This window comes from Pseudomonas lurida (genome assembly GCF_013522705.1).
Taxonomy (GTDB): domain Bacteria; phylum Pseudomonadota; class Gammaproteobacteria; order Pseudomonadales; family Pseudomonadaceae; genus Aquipseudomonas; species Aquipseudomonas quebecensis.
The window spans coordinates 19,911-37,425 of record NZ_JAAMRE010000024.1; the positions used below are offsets into that span (position 1 = coordinate 19,911).

Annotated in this window: 12 protein-coding genes; 5 read left to right on the plus strand and 7 right to left on the minus strand. The window is 59.3% G+C overall.

Features of this window, described 5'->3' with window-relative positions:
• Nucleotides 1-2: 2 nt before the first annotated feature.
• The 6 genes from G7025_RS18670 to G7025_RS18695 form a co-directional block, all read right to left on the minus strand.
• Nucleotides 3-1,397, minus strand: coding sequence for an OprD family outer membrane porin (locus tag G7025_RS18670; RefSeq protein ID WP_181080591.1), 1,395 nt, complete (start codon nucleotides 1,395-1,397; stop codon nucleotides 3-5).
• A 170-nt stretch (nucleotides 1,398-1,567) separates the two neighbouring features.
• Complete coding sequence (locus G7025_RS18675) at nucleotides 1,568-3,112, minus strand: ABC transporter substrate-binding protein (protein ID WP_375139342.1); 1,545 nt, start codon at nucleotides 3,110-3,112, stop codon at nucleotides 1,568-1,570.
• A gap of 364 nt (nucleotides 3,113-3,476) precedes the next feature.
• Complete coding sequence (locus G7025_RS18680; RefSeq protein WP_181080593.1) at nucleotides 3,477-5,105, minus strand: ABC transporter substrate-binding protein; 1,629 nt, start codon at nucleotides 5,103-5,105, stop codon at nucleotides 3,477-3,479.
• A 258-nt stretch (nucleotides 5,106-5,363) separates the two neighbouring features.
• Nucleotides 5,364-6,965 carry an ABC transporter substrate-binding protein gene (locus G7025_RS18685; RefSeq protein WP_181080594.1) on the minus strand — a complete coding sequence of 534 codons (1,602 nt, stop codon included), beginning with the start codon at nucleotides 6,963-6,965 and terminating at the stop codon, nucleotides 5,364-5,366.
• A gap of 105 nt (nucleotides 6,966-7,070) precedes the next feature.
• Complete coding sequence (locus tag G7025_RS18690) at nucleotides 7,071-9,878, minus strand: dermonecrotic toxin domain-containing protein (protein WP_181080595.1); 2,808 nt, start codon at nucleotides 9,876-9,878, stop codon at nucleotides 7,071-7,073.
• Nucleotides 9,879-10,228: 350 nt separating this feature from the next.
• A complete protein-coding gene (locus G7025_RS18695) occupies nucleotides 10,229-10,939 on the minus strand; it encodes an SIMPL domain-containing protein (RefSeq protein ID WP_181080596.1) in 711 nt (236 codons plus the stop codon).
• Between the two features lie 244 nt (nucleotides 10,940-11,183).
• On the opposite strand from G7025_RS18695, the gene G7025_RS18700 reads away from it, so the two are divergent.
• The 3 genes from G7025_RS18700 to G7025_RS18710 all read left to right on the plus strand — a co-directional run bounded on the left by G7025_RS18700 (nucleotide 11,184) and on the right by G7025_RS18710 (nucleotide 14,824).
• Nucleotides 11,184-12,446, plus strand: coding sequence for an ATP-binding protein (locus G7025_RS18700; RefSeq protein WP_181080597.1), 1,263 nt, complete (start codon nucleotides 11,184-11,186; stop codon nucleotides 12,444-12,446).
• Nucleotides 12,439-12,999, plus strand: coding sequence for a response regulator transcription factor (locus G7025_RS18705; protein WP_003171731.1), 561 nt, complete (start codon nucleotides 12,439-12,441; stop codon nucleotides 12,997-12,999). Before G7025_RS18700 ends, G7025_RS18705 begins: the two co-directional genes overlap by 8 nt.
• Nucleotides 13,000-13,099: 100 nt before the next feature.
• A complete protein-coding gene (locus tag G7025_RS18710) occupies nucleotides 13,100-14,824 on the plus strand; it encodes an ABC transporter ATP-binding protein/permease (protein WP_181080598.1) in 1,725 nt (574 codons plus the stop codon).
• 73 nt (nucleotides 14,825-14,897) lie between these two features.
• Here the strand turns inward: G7025_RS18710 and G7025_RS18715 are convergent, their stop codons facing one another.
• Nucleotides 14,898-15,335 (minus strand): YhcB family protein, encoded by a 438-nt coding sequence (locus G7025_RS18715; protein WP_034095870.1) that lies wholly within the window; start codon nucleotides 15,333-15,335, stop codon nucleotides 14,898-14,900.
• A gap of 147 nt (nucleotides 15,336-15,482) precedes the next feature.
• Here G7025_RS18715 and G7025_RS18720 point away from each other — a divergent pair, with 147 nt between their 5' ends.
• Both G7025_RS18720 and G7025_RS18725 read left to right on the plus strand, forming a co-directional pair.
• Nucleotides 15,483-16,112: an alpha/beta hydrolase gene (locus G7025_RS18720; protein ID WP_181080599.1), complete on the plus strand. Its 630-nt coding sequence runs from the start codon at nucleotides 15,483-15,485 to the stop codon at nucleotides 16,110-16,112.
• 24 nt (nucleotides 16,113-16,136) lie between these two features.
• Nucleotides 16,137-17,492 carry a tryptophan--tRNA ligase gene (locus G7025_RS18725; RefSeq protein WP_181080600.1) on the plus strand — a complete coding sequence of 452 codons (1,356 nt, stop codon included), beginning with the start codon at nucleotides 16,137-16,139 and terminating at the stop codon, nucleotides 17,490-17,492.
• Nucleotides 17,493-17,515 lie beyond the last annotated feature (23 nt).

Below are 17,515 nucleotides of genomic sequence, written 5' to 3' on the forward strand. Positions count from 1 at the left end.
GATTAAAGAATGTTGAATGGGATGGTGGTGACCAGACGGAATTCTTTGATGCTGCCGTCGGACTGGAACTCGCTGCCACGGTGCTCAACATACGTCGCGCGCACGGTCGTGGCTTTGAGCGGACCGCTTTGCAGGGCGTAAGAGGCGCCTACACCGTATTCCTGATGCTTCTCGCCGTCTTGAGACTGGATGCCGTCGTAGGCGAACTTGGCCCGGCCATTGTTGCCGGTGTAGTGGGTGCCGTCGATGTCCCAGCCGCGGGCCGAGTAGGCGTTGAACTTCAAGCCTGGCACACCGTATTCGGCCATGTTGATGGCGTAGGCGATCTGGAAGGACTTCTCGTTCGGGCCGTTGAAGTCCGAGGTCAGGGAGTTGGCCAGGTAGATGCCGTTGGTTTCGTGCAGGTAGTCGAAGTACTCGTTACCGTTCACTTGCTGGTAAGCGAAGGTCAGGCTGTGTGCCTGGTGAGTCAGTCCCAGGGACAGGGAGAAGGTATCGTTGTCGATTTCCCCCATCTCTTTTTTGCCTTCATCGACCGTCTTGTAGTAGTTGAAACCGGTGGTCAGCCCCAGTTGTTGAGCGTCGCCCAGTTCGTGGGTAGCGCCGAAGTAGTACTGGTTCCAGAAGTCCTTCACGTTGGCGGCAAAGAAGCTGGTTTTCAGGCTTTTCAGCGGCTGATAGTTCACGCCCAGAGTGGAGACTTTGTCGGTCTCAACGCCATTGCCGTATTCGCTGCGGAATTTCGACAGACTCTGCTCGGTACGTGGCGAAACGCGGTCAAACACGCCGCCCTGGAACGACAGGTTGCTGAATTCTTCGCTGTTGAAGCTCACACCTTCAAAGCTTGAAGGCAGTGCACGGTTGCCGATGGTGTCGACGATGCCGCTGCTGAAATTCTGGCGACCGGCGGTCAACGTGGTGTTGGATACGCGGAACTGCACGTTGGCCAGGCCCAGTTTGCTCCATTGGTCGACGGCGTCGCCGTTGGAGTCGGCCAGGGTGCGGTTGGAGCCGCCTTTGATGTCACGCTTGCTGCGGTCCAGGACCAGCGCGTTGTAAACCGCTACTTCAGTCTTGACACCGACAGTGCCCTGGGTGAACCCCGAGCTGGCGTTAAGGATAGTGCCCTGCACCCAGTTGGTACGGTTACGGTCGGTGCGGGTTTCGCCGTGCTTCTGGTAGGAAAAGGTGCCGCCACGGTATTTGCTTTCGTGGGAATACCAGTTACGCGTGGTGCCGCCCAGAGTGAAATCTTCGATAAAACCCTTGGCTTCGCTTTGCGCACTGGTGCCTGCCAATGTCGTCGGAACGAAGTCCTGGCTGGCCGGTTCTGCGTAGGCGGTGGCCGTGATGCTGCTGATGGCCAGGGCCAGAAGCGCTTTGCTGCTCAGTTTCATGGGTGAAGCTCCTTTGGTTCTCTTTTTTTATGCCGGTCTTTTTAGGTGAACCGGCTATTGGTGTGTAACTCGTTCAAGCCATTGCAAACGTTTGCCGTAGGAAAAATCCCAATCAAAGGCTGCACGTTTGCAGCAGGGCGGCATTCGCCCTGCGCAATCCGGTTATTTTCTTATGGGGTAATACTGACGCCCGAGAACACGTTGCGGCCGAAGGGGCTGACTTTGAACCCTTCGACTTTGACGCTTAACGGCTGGTTGACCGTCGAGTGGGCGACCGGCGTGATCGGCACCTGCTGCTTGAGCAGTTGCTGCGCCTGTTTGTATAGAACAGTCCTTTGTTCACGGTCGGTTACGACCTTGGCTTGCTTGATCAGCTTGTCGTACGCCGGGTCACACCACATCGAGTAGTTGTTCCCGCCGATGGCGTCGCAGCTGTACAGAGTGCCCAGCCAGTTGTCCGGGTCACCGTTGTCGCCGGTCCAGCCGATCAGGCTGACATCGTGCTCACCGTTCTTGGTGCGCTTGATGTATTCACCCCACTCGTAGCTGACGATCTTGACCTTGAGGCCGATCTTGGCCCAGTCGCTTTGCAGCATCTCGGCCATCAGCTTGGCGTTGGGGTTGTACGGACGCTGCACCGGCATCGCCCACAGGGTGATCTCGGTGCCTTCCTTCACGCCGGCGGCCTTGAGCAGTTCCTTGGCTTTTTCCGGGTTGTAGGCGGCGTCTTTGATAGTGTCGTCGTAGGACCACTGGGTCGGCGGCATGGCATTGACCGCCAATTGCCCGGCGCCCTGGTACACGGCGTTCAGAATGCTCGGCTTGTTCACCGCCATGTCCAGCGCCTGGCGCACTTCAAGCTGGTCGAAGGGCTTGTGGCGCACGTTGTAAGCGATGTAGCCCAGGTTGAAGCCGGGTTTGGTCAGCAATTGCAGGTTCGGGTCGGCCTTGAGCGCATCGACGTCGGCGGGACGCGGATGCAGGGTCACCTGGCATTCGCCGGCCTTGAGCTTTTGCACACGCACCGATGCGTCGGTGTTGATGGCGAAAATCAGTTGGTCGAGCTTCACGCGGCTCGGGTCCCAGTACTGTTTGTTGGCCACGTAACGGATCTGCGAGTCTTTCTGGTAGCGCTGGAATACAAACGGCCCGGTACCGATCGGCTTCTGGTTGATGTCGCTGGGCTTGCCTTCTTTGAGCAGTTGCTCGGCGTATTCGGCCGACAGGATTGCGGCGAAGCTCATGGCGATGTTTTGCACGAACGCGGCGTCCACCGTGTTCAGGGTCATCACCACGGTGTACGGGTCGGTTTTCTCGACCTTGGCGATGTTCTTGCTCAGGCTCATCCCGTTGAAGTACGGAAACTCAGTGGGGTAGGCCTTGCGGAAGGGATGTTCAGGGTCAAGCATGCGGTTGAAGGTGAACAGCACGTCGTCGGCATTGAAGTCGCGCGTCGGCTTGAATTCCTTGTTGCTGTGGAACTTCACCCCTTCACGCAGGTGGAAGGTGTAGGTCAGGCCGTCGTCGGAAATATCCCATTTGGTCGCCAGGCCGGGCACCACGTTGGTCTCGCCTTTTTCAAACTCGACCAGGCGGTTATACAGCGGCTCGGCCACGTCGTTATCGGTGGCGGTGGTGTATTGCGCGGTGTCGAACCCTGCCGGGCTGCCTTCGGAGCAGAACACCAGGCTCTTTCTGTCGGCGGCTTGGCCCATCGTGGCCACGGCCAGCAGGCTGGTGCCAAAAATTGCGGATAGAACGGTGGTATGGCGCATGACGATCCCGATCCTTGTTTGTAGTTGTCATCAGCGAGCAATCGCCCTGCCTTTCGGGCAGGGAAACATCACTGATCCCACGCACAGCAAGTGACTTTCCCAAATGGGTATCTCTGCTGTCCTACGACGTTATGGGTCGCGGACTTCGCAGTAAATGCGCCAAATCGGATTGACCTTGTAGGCAACGGAGTCGCGCATCGCAGTTCGTTGCTGTAGGACGCAACGGATGTGAACGTGGTCTGTTTCCTACCGGCCTGGCAGATGCAATAACGGCGACGTTATGAAGCGTCGCCGTTATTGATCCTTACTTGCCGCTTACGCTAACGCCATAGAACGAGTTCAGGCCGAATGGGCTGATCTTGAAGTCCTGCACGGTGTTACGCATGGGTTGATACACCGTCGAGTGCGCGATAGGTGTCATCGGGACTGCATCTTTGAGGATATGTTGCGCCTGCTTGTACAGCTCGGTGCGTTTAGCGACGTCGGAAGTGGCCTTGGCCTCCTTCACGATGCCGTCGAATTTCTTGTCACACCACTTGGAGAAGTTGTTGCCGGACAGCGAGTCGCAGCCGAACAGCACGTTCAGCCAGTTGTCCGGGTCACCATTGTCGCCGCTCCAGCCAATGATCATGGCCTGGTTCTCGCCGCCTTTGGAGCGCTTGATGTACTCGCCCCACTCGTAGCTGGTGATCTTGACCTTCAGGCCGATCTTGGACCAGTCGTTCTGCAGCATCTCTGCCATCAGCTTGGCGTTCGGGTTGTACGGACGCTGAACCGGCATGGCCCACAGCACGATTTCGGTGCCTTCCTTGACGCCGGCTTCCTTGAGCAGCGCCTTGGCTTTCTCAGGGTCGTACTTGGCATCTTTGATGGTGGTGTCATAGGACCACTGGGTCGGCGGCATGGCGTTGACGGCCAGTTGCCCCGCGCCCTGGTAGACGGAGTCGATGATCTGCTGCTTGTTCACCGCCATGTCCAGCGCCTGGCGCACGCGCAGGTCAGCCAGCGGGTTGGGCTGGTCGCTGCCCTTGACCTTGTCCATGACGTTGTAGGCCACGTAGCCCAGGTTGAAACCGGCCTGGTGCGGCAGTTTCAGGTCCTTGTCTTCGCCCAGTGCCTTGAGGTCGGCCGGACGCGGGAAAAGGGTGATCTGGCATTCGTTTTTCTTGAGCTTCTGGATGCGCACCGACGGGTCGGTGGTGATGGCGAAGATCAGGTTGTCGATCTTCACGTCTTCGGGCTTCCAGTAATCCTTGTTGCCGGTGTAACGAATGTTGGAGTCTTTCTGGTAGCTCTTGAACACGAACGGGCCAGTGCCGACAGGCTTCTGGTTGATGTCCGCAGGCTTGCCTTCTTTCAACAGCTGGGCTGCGTATTCGGCCGATTGGATCGACGCGAAGCTCATGGCCAGGTTCTGGATAAATGCCGCATCCACGGTGCCAAGGGTGAACTTGACGGTGTGGTCATCGATTTTCTCGATGTTCTTGATATTGGTGTCCATCCCCATGTCCGTGAAGTACGGGAACTCGGTAGGGTAGGCCTTACGGAATGGATCGTCTTTATTGATCATCCGGTTAAAGGTGAACAGTACGTCGTCGGCCGAGAATTCACGAGTGGGCTTGAAGTACGGGGTGGTATGGAACTTGACGCCTTCACGCAGGTGGAAGGTGTAGGTCAGGCCATCCGGGGACACATCCCAGCTGGTGGCCAGGCCAGGTACCACGGCGGTGCCGCCGCGCTCGAACTGACTGAGGCGGTTGAACATGGTTTCGGCCGAAGCATCGAAGTCTGTTCCGGTGGTGTACTGGCCTGGATCGAAACCGGCCGGGCTCCCCTCGGAGCAGAACACCAGGTTAGCCGCCGCGTGGGCGAAAGGGGCCGCGGCCATAAGGCCAGCGCTGACTAATAGCGGAAGGACTGCGTGTTTAAGCATGTTGGCCTCATGATTTGTTGTCATTTTTGGTGGTGAGGGCGACCTCGTGAGTCGGCCTGCGGATACTTATGCAGGCGCCATACCCATTGCAAGATGTTGAACAGTTGCAAGGCGGAAAGAGTGGTACGAACGTACAGGAATGTCGCAATTATGAAAGTTTCGACATAATTGCACGTCTTTTGAGGGTTTTTTCGGTGCAGCGGCCGCACCAAAAAAGCCCCACCGAGGCGTCTAGCGCACTCGGTTGGGGCGCGGTTGTTACTTCTCCAGACTCACCCCGTAGAACGGCGTCAGCCCAAATGGGCTGATCTTGAAGTCCTGGACCTCCTTGCGCAGGGGTTGGAAAACCGTCGAGTTTGCAATAGGCGTTATAGGTACTTGTTCCTTAAGGATTTTTTGCGCCTGTTGATACCACTTGATGCGCTGCTCGCGGTCGTTGCTGACTTTGGCCTGCTGCACCAGTTTGTCGTATGCCGGGTTACACCATTTGGCGTAGTTGCTGCCCTTGACTGCGGCACAACTGTAGAGCACGCCCAGCCAGTTATCCGGGTCGCCGTTGTCGCCGGTCCAGCCATAAATCATCGCGTCATGCTCGCCATTTTTGGCGCGCTTGATGTATTCGCCCCACTCATAGCTGACGATGTTGGCCTTGATGCCTACTTTGGCCCAATCCTGTTGGATCATTTGCGCCGACATGCGCGCGTTTGGATTGGAAGCGCGTTGCACGGTCATCGCCCACAAATCGATGGTGGTACCTGGTGCAACCCCTGCTTCTTTTAGTAGCGCCTTGGCCTTGGTCGGGTCGTAGGGCGCGTCCTTCACCGATGGGTCATAAGACCACTGGGCCGGTGGCAGCGCGTTCTGCGCCAATTGTCCGGCGCCCTGATACACCGCCTTGATGATGGCGGGTTTGTCGATGGCCATGTCCAGCGCCTGGCGCACCTTGAGCTGGTCCAGCGGCGGGTGGGTCACGTTGTAGGCCAAGAACCCCAGGTTGAAACCGGCCTGTTGCAGCACGCGCAGGTTGGGGTCCTGTTTCATTATTTCGATGTCGGCCGGGCGCGGGTAACCGCTGACCTGGCATTCGCCGGCCTTGAGTTTTTGCAGGCGCGAGGCGGCGTCGGGGGTGATAGCGAACACCAGGTTGTCGAGTTTTACGTCCTCGGGTTTCCAATACTGTTTATTGGCGACGTAGCGAATCTGCGAGTCTTTCTGATAACGCTTGAATACGAACGGCCCGGTGCCCACCGGTTTCTGGTTGATGTCGGCCGCCTTGCCTTCCTTCAACAGCTGCGTGGCGTATTCGGCGGACTGCACCGAGGCGAAGCTCATGGCCAGGTTTTGCACGAACGAGGCGTCGACGTTGTTCAGGCTGAAACGCACGGTGTGATCGTCGAGTTTGTCGACGTGCTTGATCGTGGTGTTCAGGCCCATATCGGTGAAATACGGCGACTCGGACGGGTAAGCCCTGCGGAACGGGCTTTGCGCATCCAACAGGCGATTGAAGGTAAACAGCACGTCGTCGGCATTGAAGTCGCGGGTCGGCGTAAAGAAGTCGGTGGTGTGGAATTTCACCCCTTCGCGCAGATGAAAGGTGTAGGTCAGGCCGTCGCTGGACACCTCCCAGCTTGTCGCCAGGCCAGGTTCGACTTCGGTACCGCCGCGCTTGAACTGGGTCAGGCGGTTAAATACGGTTTCGGCGGAGGCATCGAAATCGGTGCCGCTGGTGTACTGGCTGGGGTCGAAGCCGGCGGGGCTGGCTTCGGAGCAATAGACCAGGGTGCTGGCAGCGTGGGCGAGAGGCATGAAAGCCAGAAGGCTTGCAGCCAGGATCAGCGGTTTCAAGACGGTTCTTTCCATGGAGACTCCTGAAGTGGCAGGCGTATAAAAGCTGCCCGAACGAAAACGGCGGTCACCGAGGTTACCGCCGTTCAGGGGAGTCAAGTAAGAAGTTATTCGCCGGTTTTATGGATTGGCTGTGACGCTGACATCGATTGTGGTGGGGGCCGCTTTGCCGATCTCATATAAGCTGTTCGACTGATTACCCTCGCCAATCGTGAAGCTTCTCTTGATGGTTACCTGTACGCCGGGAACGCGGTTGATGTCTTGCTCCGGCATAGAGAGGTGCCCTTCAGAGGTGACATGGACCTTCGCCAGGTTGCGGGAGGAGTCATAATCAATCTGAAAATGGGTATTGTCAGCACCGTAGTAGTAGCCTTCCTGCAGTCCCGCCCCCCCATGCAAATCAGCGATGGCAGGGAAGGTAGAGCCTTGATGGGCCACCTCGGAGATGCGGGCCCGCAATTGAGCATCGGGAATTACCGCCTCGAACTGCGCCAACCTTGCTCGCTGGATACCCTCTGACGTGCCGGCTACGGCGTCCAGTTTCGTGGTCACTGACAGACCGTTTTCTGTAGTGGTAACGGTGTAAGGACAACGATTGATATCGAGGACAAAGTTGGGTGAGTACTCGCTGGAACTGAGTTCCGTCATTTGTGCTTTCTCTCCAGGCTCGACAGCGAACCCGGTTTCGTCGATGTTCCAAGAGGTGTTAAACCTTCTTTTAACGAGCCCGTTTTCCTCGAAGTTCCTGCTGGAGAGTTCGAAGTTGGTTCCCGCTCTTGCTCTCAAGACTTCATCGAGTTTTTCGGCTCCGGCCATTTTTTTACCATCAATTTCGAGGAATTCATCGGCGAAGGTGGCAGGAGTCTTTGGATCATCACTGGGCGTTGGCGAAGCCCGGCGTTGCCATGGCCACACAACGCCGCCATCGGCGGCAGCGCGAGCCCATCCGCCCTTGCCGTCTGAGTGCACTATCATCACAGGCTTGCCGTTGGCAGAATCAATGATCTGCGCGTAGTCGTTGCTGAGTTTGAAGTTGCCTTTAATCTCGTACACCTTGGGCGTTCTTGTTGCGTCGGTATAACGGATATACCAATGGTCTGCTCCGGCGCTGTCTTTGACTTGATACATGCCTTTGGAATTTGGCTGCATGCCTTCAATAAGCCCTTCGCCATCTGGTACGGCATATGCGCTGATATCGGCGGCCTGGGACGGGCGCAAGCGATTGGCCGGGCTCTGTTCGATGCCGCGCTCGGTCACAGTCGGCTCGCGGGGTGGCAGCGCTTTTCCCAGGGTTTTTCCCGCAGCGACGTCGCCCTTGGCCAGGCGGGTGGCACCGCCGGCGATGACGGGCAGCGCATTCAGCACACCGAACACGATATGGTCGGCCCCACCTGGCTTGCCATGCCTGAGGTCATCGGCGCCCACCCCGACTTCCACCGCGCCGGCGGCGACGTAGTACAGCTCCAGGCCCACCGCCACTTCGGGCATGACCATGGCGAGCGGGGTCATCATTAAGGCGACTTTAGTGGTGGTCTCCAACACTTCCAGGATCGTGGCTTTGGTGACATCGCCGTCGGTGGTGATTTCGGTTTCGGCATCGGCGTAGGAGCGCGCTTTCTGACGCTGGGTCATGACATCGAACGGGTCATCGGACAGCGTTTCAATGGTGATAAACGTTTGCGGGTCGAATTCGTTCAGGCGTTCGAGAAACCCGGCATCGGGAGCGTCTTTTTTCGACCAGCCGCCGAGCCCGACCAGTGTTTGATTGACCCCGTCGGAGAAATGTCGATCAGCCTGGTCACGCAAGGGGAAATGCATCGACAGGGCTTCGCGCTTGACCGGGTCAGCGGCCTGTTCAGCCAGCCAGCGCTTCATCTGCGCCTGGTTGTCGAAGGTATGCAGCGGCGAAGAATTACCGGGGATGTACAGCAAGGTACGGGTAGCGGGTTTGCCGTCGGCATCGAATCGAGGGGTTTTGTCGGTGATGCAGAGCAGGTCCGTGGACTTGAAGCCATTGATGCTCAGCAGCCCGACTTCCACGCTTGGGTCCTGGGTGGTGGCCGGGGCCAGGTCGTCCAGCTTGAGGTTTTCCCAGGTCGTATTCGGCGGCAGGCCGGCGGCGCGCATCACCAGGTTGGTGTCACTGGCGCTCAAGCTGTCGTTTTCAAATTGACTGAGGGCCGCGCCCACCAGGGATGCCTTGCTCAGTTGTGCGTATTTGCCCTCATGGGCGGGCCAGAACTCGTTCAGGAATTGGGTGTACGGTTTGCTCAGTTCGGTGTTCCACACGATGTCTCGAAACGCCGCTGGCGTCTGCCTCAGCAGGTTGCGACTGTTATAGACCTCCCTGCCGCCAGGTTCTGCCCCGACAAATATGCCTTCATAAGTCCTCTGTCGCCGCGCCAGCGTGTCAATTTCATCCACGACCGCCGGGAGAGGCAGCAAAGGCGCCAGCCGACCAAGCCAGGTGTGCAGGGTGGACCGCTGCTTTTCGAGCGGTGTCTGGTGTTCATCGTTTTTATTGGCGCGCTGTACGTTATGCAGTGCGGCCTGGGTCAGGGAAATCTTATTCAGAACTTTGCCGCCCCTGGGCTGTGGCTGCTTGGGGTCGTAGTTCAAGGTCACGATAAACGTATTGTCGGGATCGATGTCCTTGCCCCAGCGCGTCTTCAGCTCTGACCTGATAATCTCGGCGGTACTCTGACTGGGGGTTTTGAACCCGTCTTTGGCTTTCCAGATGTATTTCTCTACCCCCGGGTTATACGGCAGGCCCGGTATCAGTGTTTGGTGATGATTGCGCCGTTTGGCACTTTTGCGGCGAGGTTGATGTTCAGCGCCCACCGTGTCCGCCTGCAGGTATGGGGTCGCTGACGTGTGCGACGAATCGGATACGGTTGTCGGAATAGTGGTGGTGGCAGGGGTAATCATTCTGTATCGATCTCCGTAAATGAGCCTCCCTGGCGTTCAGGTGTTCGATAGGTGCGTGGGAAATGAGCGCGCGGACGTTCCGGCGTGGGCGTTGTGCGTGTTCACAGGAATGTTGCAAGGGACATCTATGGACATAGATCAAATGGCGGGAGTGCGCGGCCGCCGTGACTGAGGGGGCGTGCCAACCGTGCCGCCGGGCGTCGGCGGGGCGTGGAGGTGTGTAACGTGCGATGTGCCCTGATCAAGGCGGTTACATTTACTCCAAGAGGAGCAGCCATGAGGCGAGTGCATAAAGCGGCGAAACGGGCACGCATTGCGCGGTAACAAGCCCGTTCGCCTCAGCCGTGCGCTTACTGCAGGACTTCGATGGTTCCGTCGGCGCTCATGCTGACCTTGCTGGTGCCGGCTTCCACTTCCGGAGTCGGCGCCGAATCCATCAAGGCCCCCTTCATCATCATCGCGCCGCGCTCATACGGCTGTGGATAACCGTTGGTGTTGAAATTCAGGTTGACGATCTTGTAACCCTTGCCCCCCAGTGCGTCGGTGGCCAGTTGAGCGCGGGCCTTGAACGCAGCGACCGCGTCCTTGAGCAGCGCATCTTCGCTGGCTTTGCGGGTGGCGTCGGCGATGGCGAAATCCATGCCGCCCATTTTCAGGGTGTTCAGTAATTCACCTGTCAGTTTGGAGAGCGCCGGGAAGTCCGCGCTTTCCAGGCGCAGTTCGGCGCGTTCGCGCCAGCCGGTGATCTTCTGGGTTTTGTTGTCATAGATCGGGTAACTGTTGCGGCTGCCCTGGCGCAGGGTCACGGCTTTGACTTCGCGGGCCTGGCCCAGCGCCTGATTCACGGTGGTGGTGATGTCGGCGGCGAGCTTGGCCGGATCGGTGTTCTGGGATTCGGTATAGAGCGTGACGATCATCTTGTCGCGGGCCACTTCCTGGCTGGCCTCGGCGCGCAGGGAGATCTGGTTGTAGTGCAGTTCATCGGCCGCCATGGCCGAAAAGCTGGCCAGGGCGCCGGCGCTGAGGGTGAGGATGGCTGCGCTGCGAGTGAAACGAGACATGGAAGCTCCTTAGGGGGGTCGTATCGGTATGACTGTAGACGGTGGTAACGGGTTCTTCGGGTTTATGAATTGGAAAAAGTTTAAAGCCGCAAGCAAGCGAAGGGCGAGGCGAGTTCTTGCCGCTTTTACCTCGCGGCTTGCAGCTACGGCGCCCGGTGCGTCAAAGAGCCACACACCCAATGCCCGAGGCGACGCTTCGTTTATACTCCTGCCGATCCGCCTGCAGCGCTCACCGGGAGAGCTCATGCTCGCCGCCGTAAAACTGACTTCCGCCACCCGCCAGAACCTTTGGCGCCTGACGTTCATCCGTACTCTGGTACTGGCCGCCCAGGCCGGTTCGGTGGGGCTTGCCTATTGGTTCGACCTGCTGCCGCTGCCCTGGCTGCCACTGGGCGTGACCCTTGGTTTTTCCACGGTGCTCTGCGTGTTTACCGCGATCCGGCTGCGCACCACCTGGCCGGTGACCGAGCTGGAATATGCCCTGCAACTGGCCTGCGACCTGTTTATCCACAGTGTGTTGCTGTATTTCTCGGGTGGCTCTACCAACCCCTTCGTTTCTTATTATCTGGTGCCCCTGACGATCGCGGCAGTGACGTTGCCATGGCGCTATTCCGTGGTGCTGTCGGGGATCGCCCTGACCCTTTATACCCTGCTGCTGGCCCAGTTCTACCCGCTGCAGACCTTCCCCATCGCCCGGGAAAACCTGCAGATCTATGGGATGTGGCTGAGCTTTGCGCTGTCCGCCGCCGTCATCACCTTTTTTGCCGCGCGCATGGCCGAGGAATTGCGTCGCCAGGAAGAACTGCGCGCCATTCGCCGTGAAGAGGGCCTGCGCGATCAACAATTGCTCGCCGTCGCCACCCAGGCCGCCGGCGCGGCCCATGAATTGGGCACGCCGCTGGCGACCATGAGCGTACTGCTCAAGGAAATGACCCAGGACCACCACGACCCGGCCCTGCAGGACGATTTGAGCGTGCTGCAGGAACAGGTCAAGCAGTGCAAGCTGACCCTGCAGCAACTGGTGCGCGCCGCCGAAGCCAATCGCCGCCTGGCCGTGGAGATGCAGGACGTGACGCAGTGGCTCGATGAAGCCCTGAACCGCTGGCACCTGATGCGCCCCGAGGCCAGCTATCGCTTCCACCTGCTGGGGCAGGGCACGGTACCGCGCATGGCGCCGCCACCGGACCTGACCCAGGCGTTGCTCAACCTGTTGAACAATGCCGCCGACGCCTGCCCCGAAGGGCTTGAAGTGCAGTTGGACTGGAACACCGAAGATCTCACCATCAGCATTCGCGACCACGGCGCGGGCGTGCCGCTGGCGATTGCCGAGCAGATCGGAAAACCATTTTTTACCACCAAGGGCAAGGGCTTCGGCCTCGGCCTGTTTTTGAGCAAGGCCAGCGTGACCCGCGCCGGCGGCTCAGTGAAGCTCTATAGTCATGAGGAAGGTGGCACGCTCACCGAGCTGCGCCTGCCCCGTGTCGCACGAGGAGATATCGATGAGTGATGAGATCCAAGTCGAAGGCGAAGAACTGCCGCACCTGCTGCTGGTAGATGACGACGCTACGTTTACCCGCGTGATGGCACGTGCCATGAGTCGTCGCGGATTTCGCGTGAGCACCGCCGGGTCCGCCGAAGAGGGCCTGACCATCGCCCAGGCCGACCTGCCGGACTACGCCGCGCTCGACCTGAAAATGGACGGTGACTCCGGCCTGGTGCTGCTGCCCAAGCTGCTGGAGCTGGACCCGGAAATGCGCGTGGTGATCCTCACCGGCTACTCCAGCATTGCCACCGCTGTCGAAGCCATCAAGCGCGGCGCCTGCAACTACCTGTGCAAACCGGCGGATGCCGACGACGTGCTGGCCGCGTTGCTGTCCGAGCACGCCGACCTCGATACCCTGGTTCCGGAAAACCCGATGTCGGTGGACCGCCTGCAGTGGGAACACATCCAGCGCGTGCTGACCGAGCACGAAGGCAATATCTCCGCCACCGCCCGTGCCCTGGGCATGCACCGTCGCACCCTGCAACGCAAGCTGCAGAAGCGGCCGGTCCGACGCTGAACCTAAGCTGAACAACCCGCTTCAGGCCGCACGGAGCCCCGAACCGATCACCTAAGATCGGTTCGAACGCCTGTCATCTCTTTCCTACCGAGCCTGAACGATGAATCAGAACGCTGAATATTCCGCGGTCAACGATGCGCTGCGTGGGCATTTCTTTCGCCGAACGTGGGCGATGATCACGCCTTATTGGCGCAGCGAAGAGAAGGGCAAGGCCTGGCTGTTGCTGGCAGTGGTGATCGGCCTGTCGCTGTTCAGCGTGGCAATTTCCGTGTGGCTCAACCACTGGTACAAAGACTTCTATAACGCTCTGGAAAACAAGGACACCGCGGCCTTCTGGCAACAAATCCTGTATTTCTGCGGGATCGCCGCCGTGGCGATTCTCGGCGCGGTCTACCGTCTTTACCTCACTCAGATGCTGACGATTCGCTGGCGTGCATGGCTGACCGAAAAGCACTTCGCCCGCTGGCTTGGCCACAAAAACTACTACCAGCTGGAGCAGGGGGGTTATACCGATAACCCGGACCAGCGGATTTCCGAAGACCTCAATAGTTTTACCCAGAACACCCTGAGCCTTGGCCTTGGGTTGCTGCGCAATGTCGTCAGCCTCGTGTCGTTCTCGGTCATTCTGTGGGGCGTGTCGGGCAGCATCGAAGTGTTCGGCATCACCATCCCCGGCTACATGTTCTGGTGTGCGTTGGTCTACGCCGGTGTCGGCAGTTGGCTGACCCACCTGATCGGTCGTCGTCTGATCGGCTTGAGCAACCAGCAGCAGCGCTTCGAAGCGGACCTGCGTTTCTCCATGGTGCGGGTGCGCGAGAATGCTGAAAGCATTGCCCTGTACAACGGCGAGCCCAACGAAAACCAACGCTTGAGCGCACGGTTCGGCAAGGTCTGGCATAACTACTGGGACATCATGAAGGTGTCCAAACGCCTGACGTTCTTTACCGCCGGCTACGAACAGATTGCTACCGTCTTTGCGTTTATCGTGGCTGCCCCGCGCTATTTTTCCGGCAAGATCGAGTTGGGTGAGCTGATGCAAATCAACTCGGCCTTCGGCAACGTACAGGGCAATTTCAGCTGGTTTATCAGCGCGTACGCCGACCTGGCCAGCTGGCGCGCCACCAGCGACCGTCTATTGAGCTTTCAACAGGCGATGACGGAAAACGAACAACGCCCGGCGGCCATTGATGTGAGCGCGCAGGGCGAGCGTCTTGTCGTGCAGGGGCTGGGCATGAATCTTATGGATGGTCGCCACCTGCTCACCGATGCCAACCTGATCGTTGAACCGGGTCAGCGCGTCATGCTCAGTGGCCGTTCCGGCAGTGGCAAAAGTACCCTGCTGCGCGCCATGGGGCAGCTCTGGCCCGCAGGTCACGGCAGCATTCGTTTGCCGGCCAGGCGTTACCTGTTCCTGCCGCAGAAGCCTTACCTGCCGATCGGCACGCTGAAGGCGGTGTTGAGTTATCCACAGGACGCCGGCGTCTACTCGGCGCAACGTTATGCACAGGTCCTTGAAACGTGCCGCCTGCCGCATCTGGTAGGGCAGCTGGATGAGGCCAACCACTGGCAACGCGTGCTCTCGCCGGGCGAACAACAGCGCCTGGCGTTTGCCCGCGCCTTGCTGTTCGCGCCGCAATGGCTGTACATGGACGAAGCCACCTCGGCAATGGATGAGGAAGATGAGGCGACGTTGTACCAGGCGCTGATCGATGCGTTGCCGGGGCTGAGTATCGTCAGCGTCGGCCATCGCAGCAGCCTCAAACGCTTTCATGGTCGGCATGTGCGCATCGAAGGCGGGTGGCTTCAAGAGCAATCCATCTCCTGAGACCTAATGTGGGGGCCAACAAAAAGCCCGGTTGATCATCGATCAGCCGGGCTTTCTATTGCTTGAAAATGACTTACTTCTTCAAACCGTAATGCTCATCCAGCATGCCTGGAGCATCCGCCGTTTTCGGCGCGTAGTCCCGTGGCGGTTCCTGGTTTTCCCGGGGTGGGGTCAGGCGTTCCCGTGGTGTCTGCGGTGCATCGGAGTGCAGCGCGGCCAGCAGGCGCTGGCGAGTGATATCGTCGAGGGCCAGGCGGTTAGCGCCATCGGCGAGATGATCCTGTACTTCCTGGTAGCTCTGGGTGAGCTTCTTGACCAGGGTCGCGGTGCTATTGAAGTGGGTAACAACCTCGTTCTGATAACTGTCAAAACGTTCCTGGATGTCATCGAGCTGACGCTGCGTGCGGTTAGGCGCGGCATTCGGCAGCAGGCGAGCAACCAGGAATCCAATGGCGACACCGGCAACCAGGGCAAGAGTCGGCAACAACCAAACTAAGAGCGAGTGTTCCACGAGTCCTTCCTCTATAAACGGCTTTGCTTTACGTTAACGGCTCGGACCTGCGCTGTATACCGCGATTAAGCTCGCAATGATGTCATGCACAGATTTTTAGCTAGACGAGTCGACCCATTGAGAGGTCACGGAGTTCATTCCTTGCTCATGCGCGAAACCCCCGTTTTGATCGATGGCCCGGTAGGCCAATTGGAAGCCCTGTACCTGGATCAGCCCGAACCACGTGGCCTCGCGCTGATCTGCCACCCTAACCCGGTGCAGGGCGGGACCATGCTCAATAAAGTCGTGTCGACCCTGCAACGCACCGCGCGCGATGCCGGTTTGATCACGCTGCGTTTCAATTACCGCGGCGTCGGCGCCAGTGCCGGCAGCCACGACATGAGCAGCGGCGAAGTGGACGATGCCGAAGCGGCCGTCACCTGGCTGCGGGAAAAGCATCCTGGCCTGCCGATCACCTTGCTCGGGTTTTCCTTTGGCGGCTACGTGGCGGCGAGCCTGGGCGGGCGCCTGGAGGCCAAAGGCGAAAAACTCGCGCACCTGTTCATGGTCGCCGCTGCTGTGATGCGCCTGAGCGATAACGATGTGCTGCCCCAGGACTGCCCGTTGACCTTGATCCAACCGGAAACCGACGAAGTGGTCGACCCACAGTTGGTCTACGACTGGTCCGCCGCCTTGAAACGCCCCCATGAGCTGCTGAAAGTGGCAGAATGCGGGCACTTTTTTCACGGCAAGCTCACCGATCTCAAAGATCTGGTGCTGCCGCGTCTCTCGAATTGATAGCAGTCTGATAAGCGATTACCCATGACGACTCGTACCCGTATCCTCACCGGCATCACCACCACCGGCACGCCGCACCTGGGCAACTACGCCGGTGCGATTCGCCCGGCCATCCTTGCCAGCCAGGACGCCAATGCCGATTCCTTCTACTTCCTGGCCGACTACCACGCCCTGATCAAATGCGATGACCCGCAGCGCATCCAGCGCTCGCGCATGGAAATCGCCGCGACCTGGCTGGCCGGTGGCCTGGATGTGAACCGGGTGACCTTCTATCGCCAGTCTGACATCCCGGAAATCCCCGAGCTGACCTGGCTGCTGACCTGCGTCGCCGCCAAGGGCCTGCTCAACCGCGCCCATGCCTACAAGGCCTCGGTGGATAAGAACGTGGAGACCGGCGAGGACCCGGATGCGGGTATCACCATGGGCCTGTACAGCTACCCGGTGCTGATGGCGGCGGACATCCTGATGTTCAACGCGCACAAGGTGCCGGTGGGCCGCGACCAGATCCAACATGTGGAGATGGCCCGCGACATCGGCCAGCGTTTCAACCACCTGTTCGGCAACGGTAAGGAATTCTTCACGATGCCCGAGGCGTTGATCGAAGAAAGCGTTGCCACTTTGCCGGGCCTGGATGGCCGCAAGATGTCCAAGAGCTACGACAACACCATCCCGTTGTTCACCAGCGCCAAGGATATGAAGGACGCGATCTCGCGCATCGTCACCGACTCCCGCGCGCCGGGCGAAGCCAAGGATCCGGACAATTCGCACCTGTTCACCCTGTACCAGGCCTTTGCCACGCAGGCCCAGGAGCAGGCGTTCCGTTACGAACTGCTGCAAGGCCTGGGTTGGGGCGAGGCGAAGAACCGTCTGTTCCAATTGCTGGACGGCCAGTTGGGCGAGGCCCGCGAGCGCTATCACCAACTGATGTCGCGCCCGTCGGACATGGAAGATCTGTTGCTGGTCGGGGCGAAGAAAGCCCGCGCCGTCGCGGCACCGTTTCTTGCCGAGCTGCGTGAGGCGGTGGGCCTGCGTTCGTTCGTGAACCAGGCTGCGGCGCCGGTCAGCGCCAAAAAGAAAACCACCAAGACCGCGCGTTTCGTGAGCTTTCGCGAAGATGACGGCAGTTTCCGTTTCCGCCTGCTGGCCGCCGATGGCGAACAACTGCTGTTGTCGCGCCATTTTGCCGACGGCAAGGCGGCAGGTGCGGTGACCAAACAACTGCAAAGCGGTGACGCCCTTGACGTGCGCACCGATGGCCTGCGCTTCAGCGTATGGCTGGACGGCGCCGCGGTAGCCGACAGTGCCGAGTTTGCCGACCCTGCGTCGCTTGACGCGGCCATTGAGGCCCTGCGCATCGCGTTGGCCCCCCTCGAGGATTAACCCGACCAAGGGTTGATTGCCAT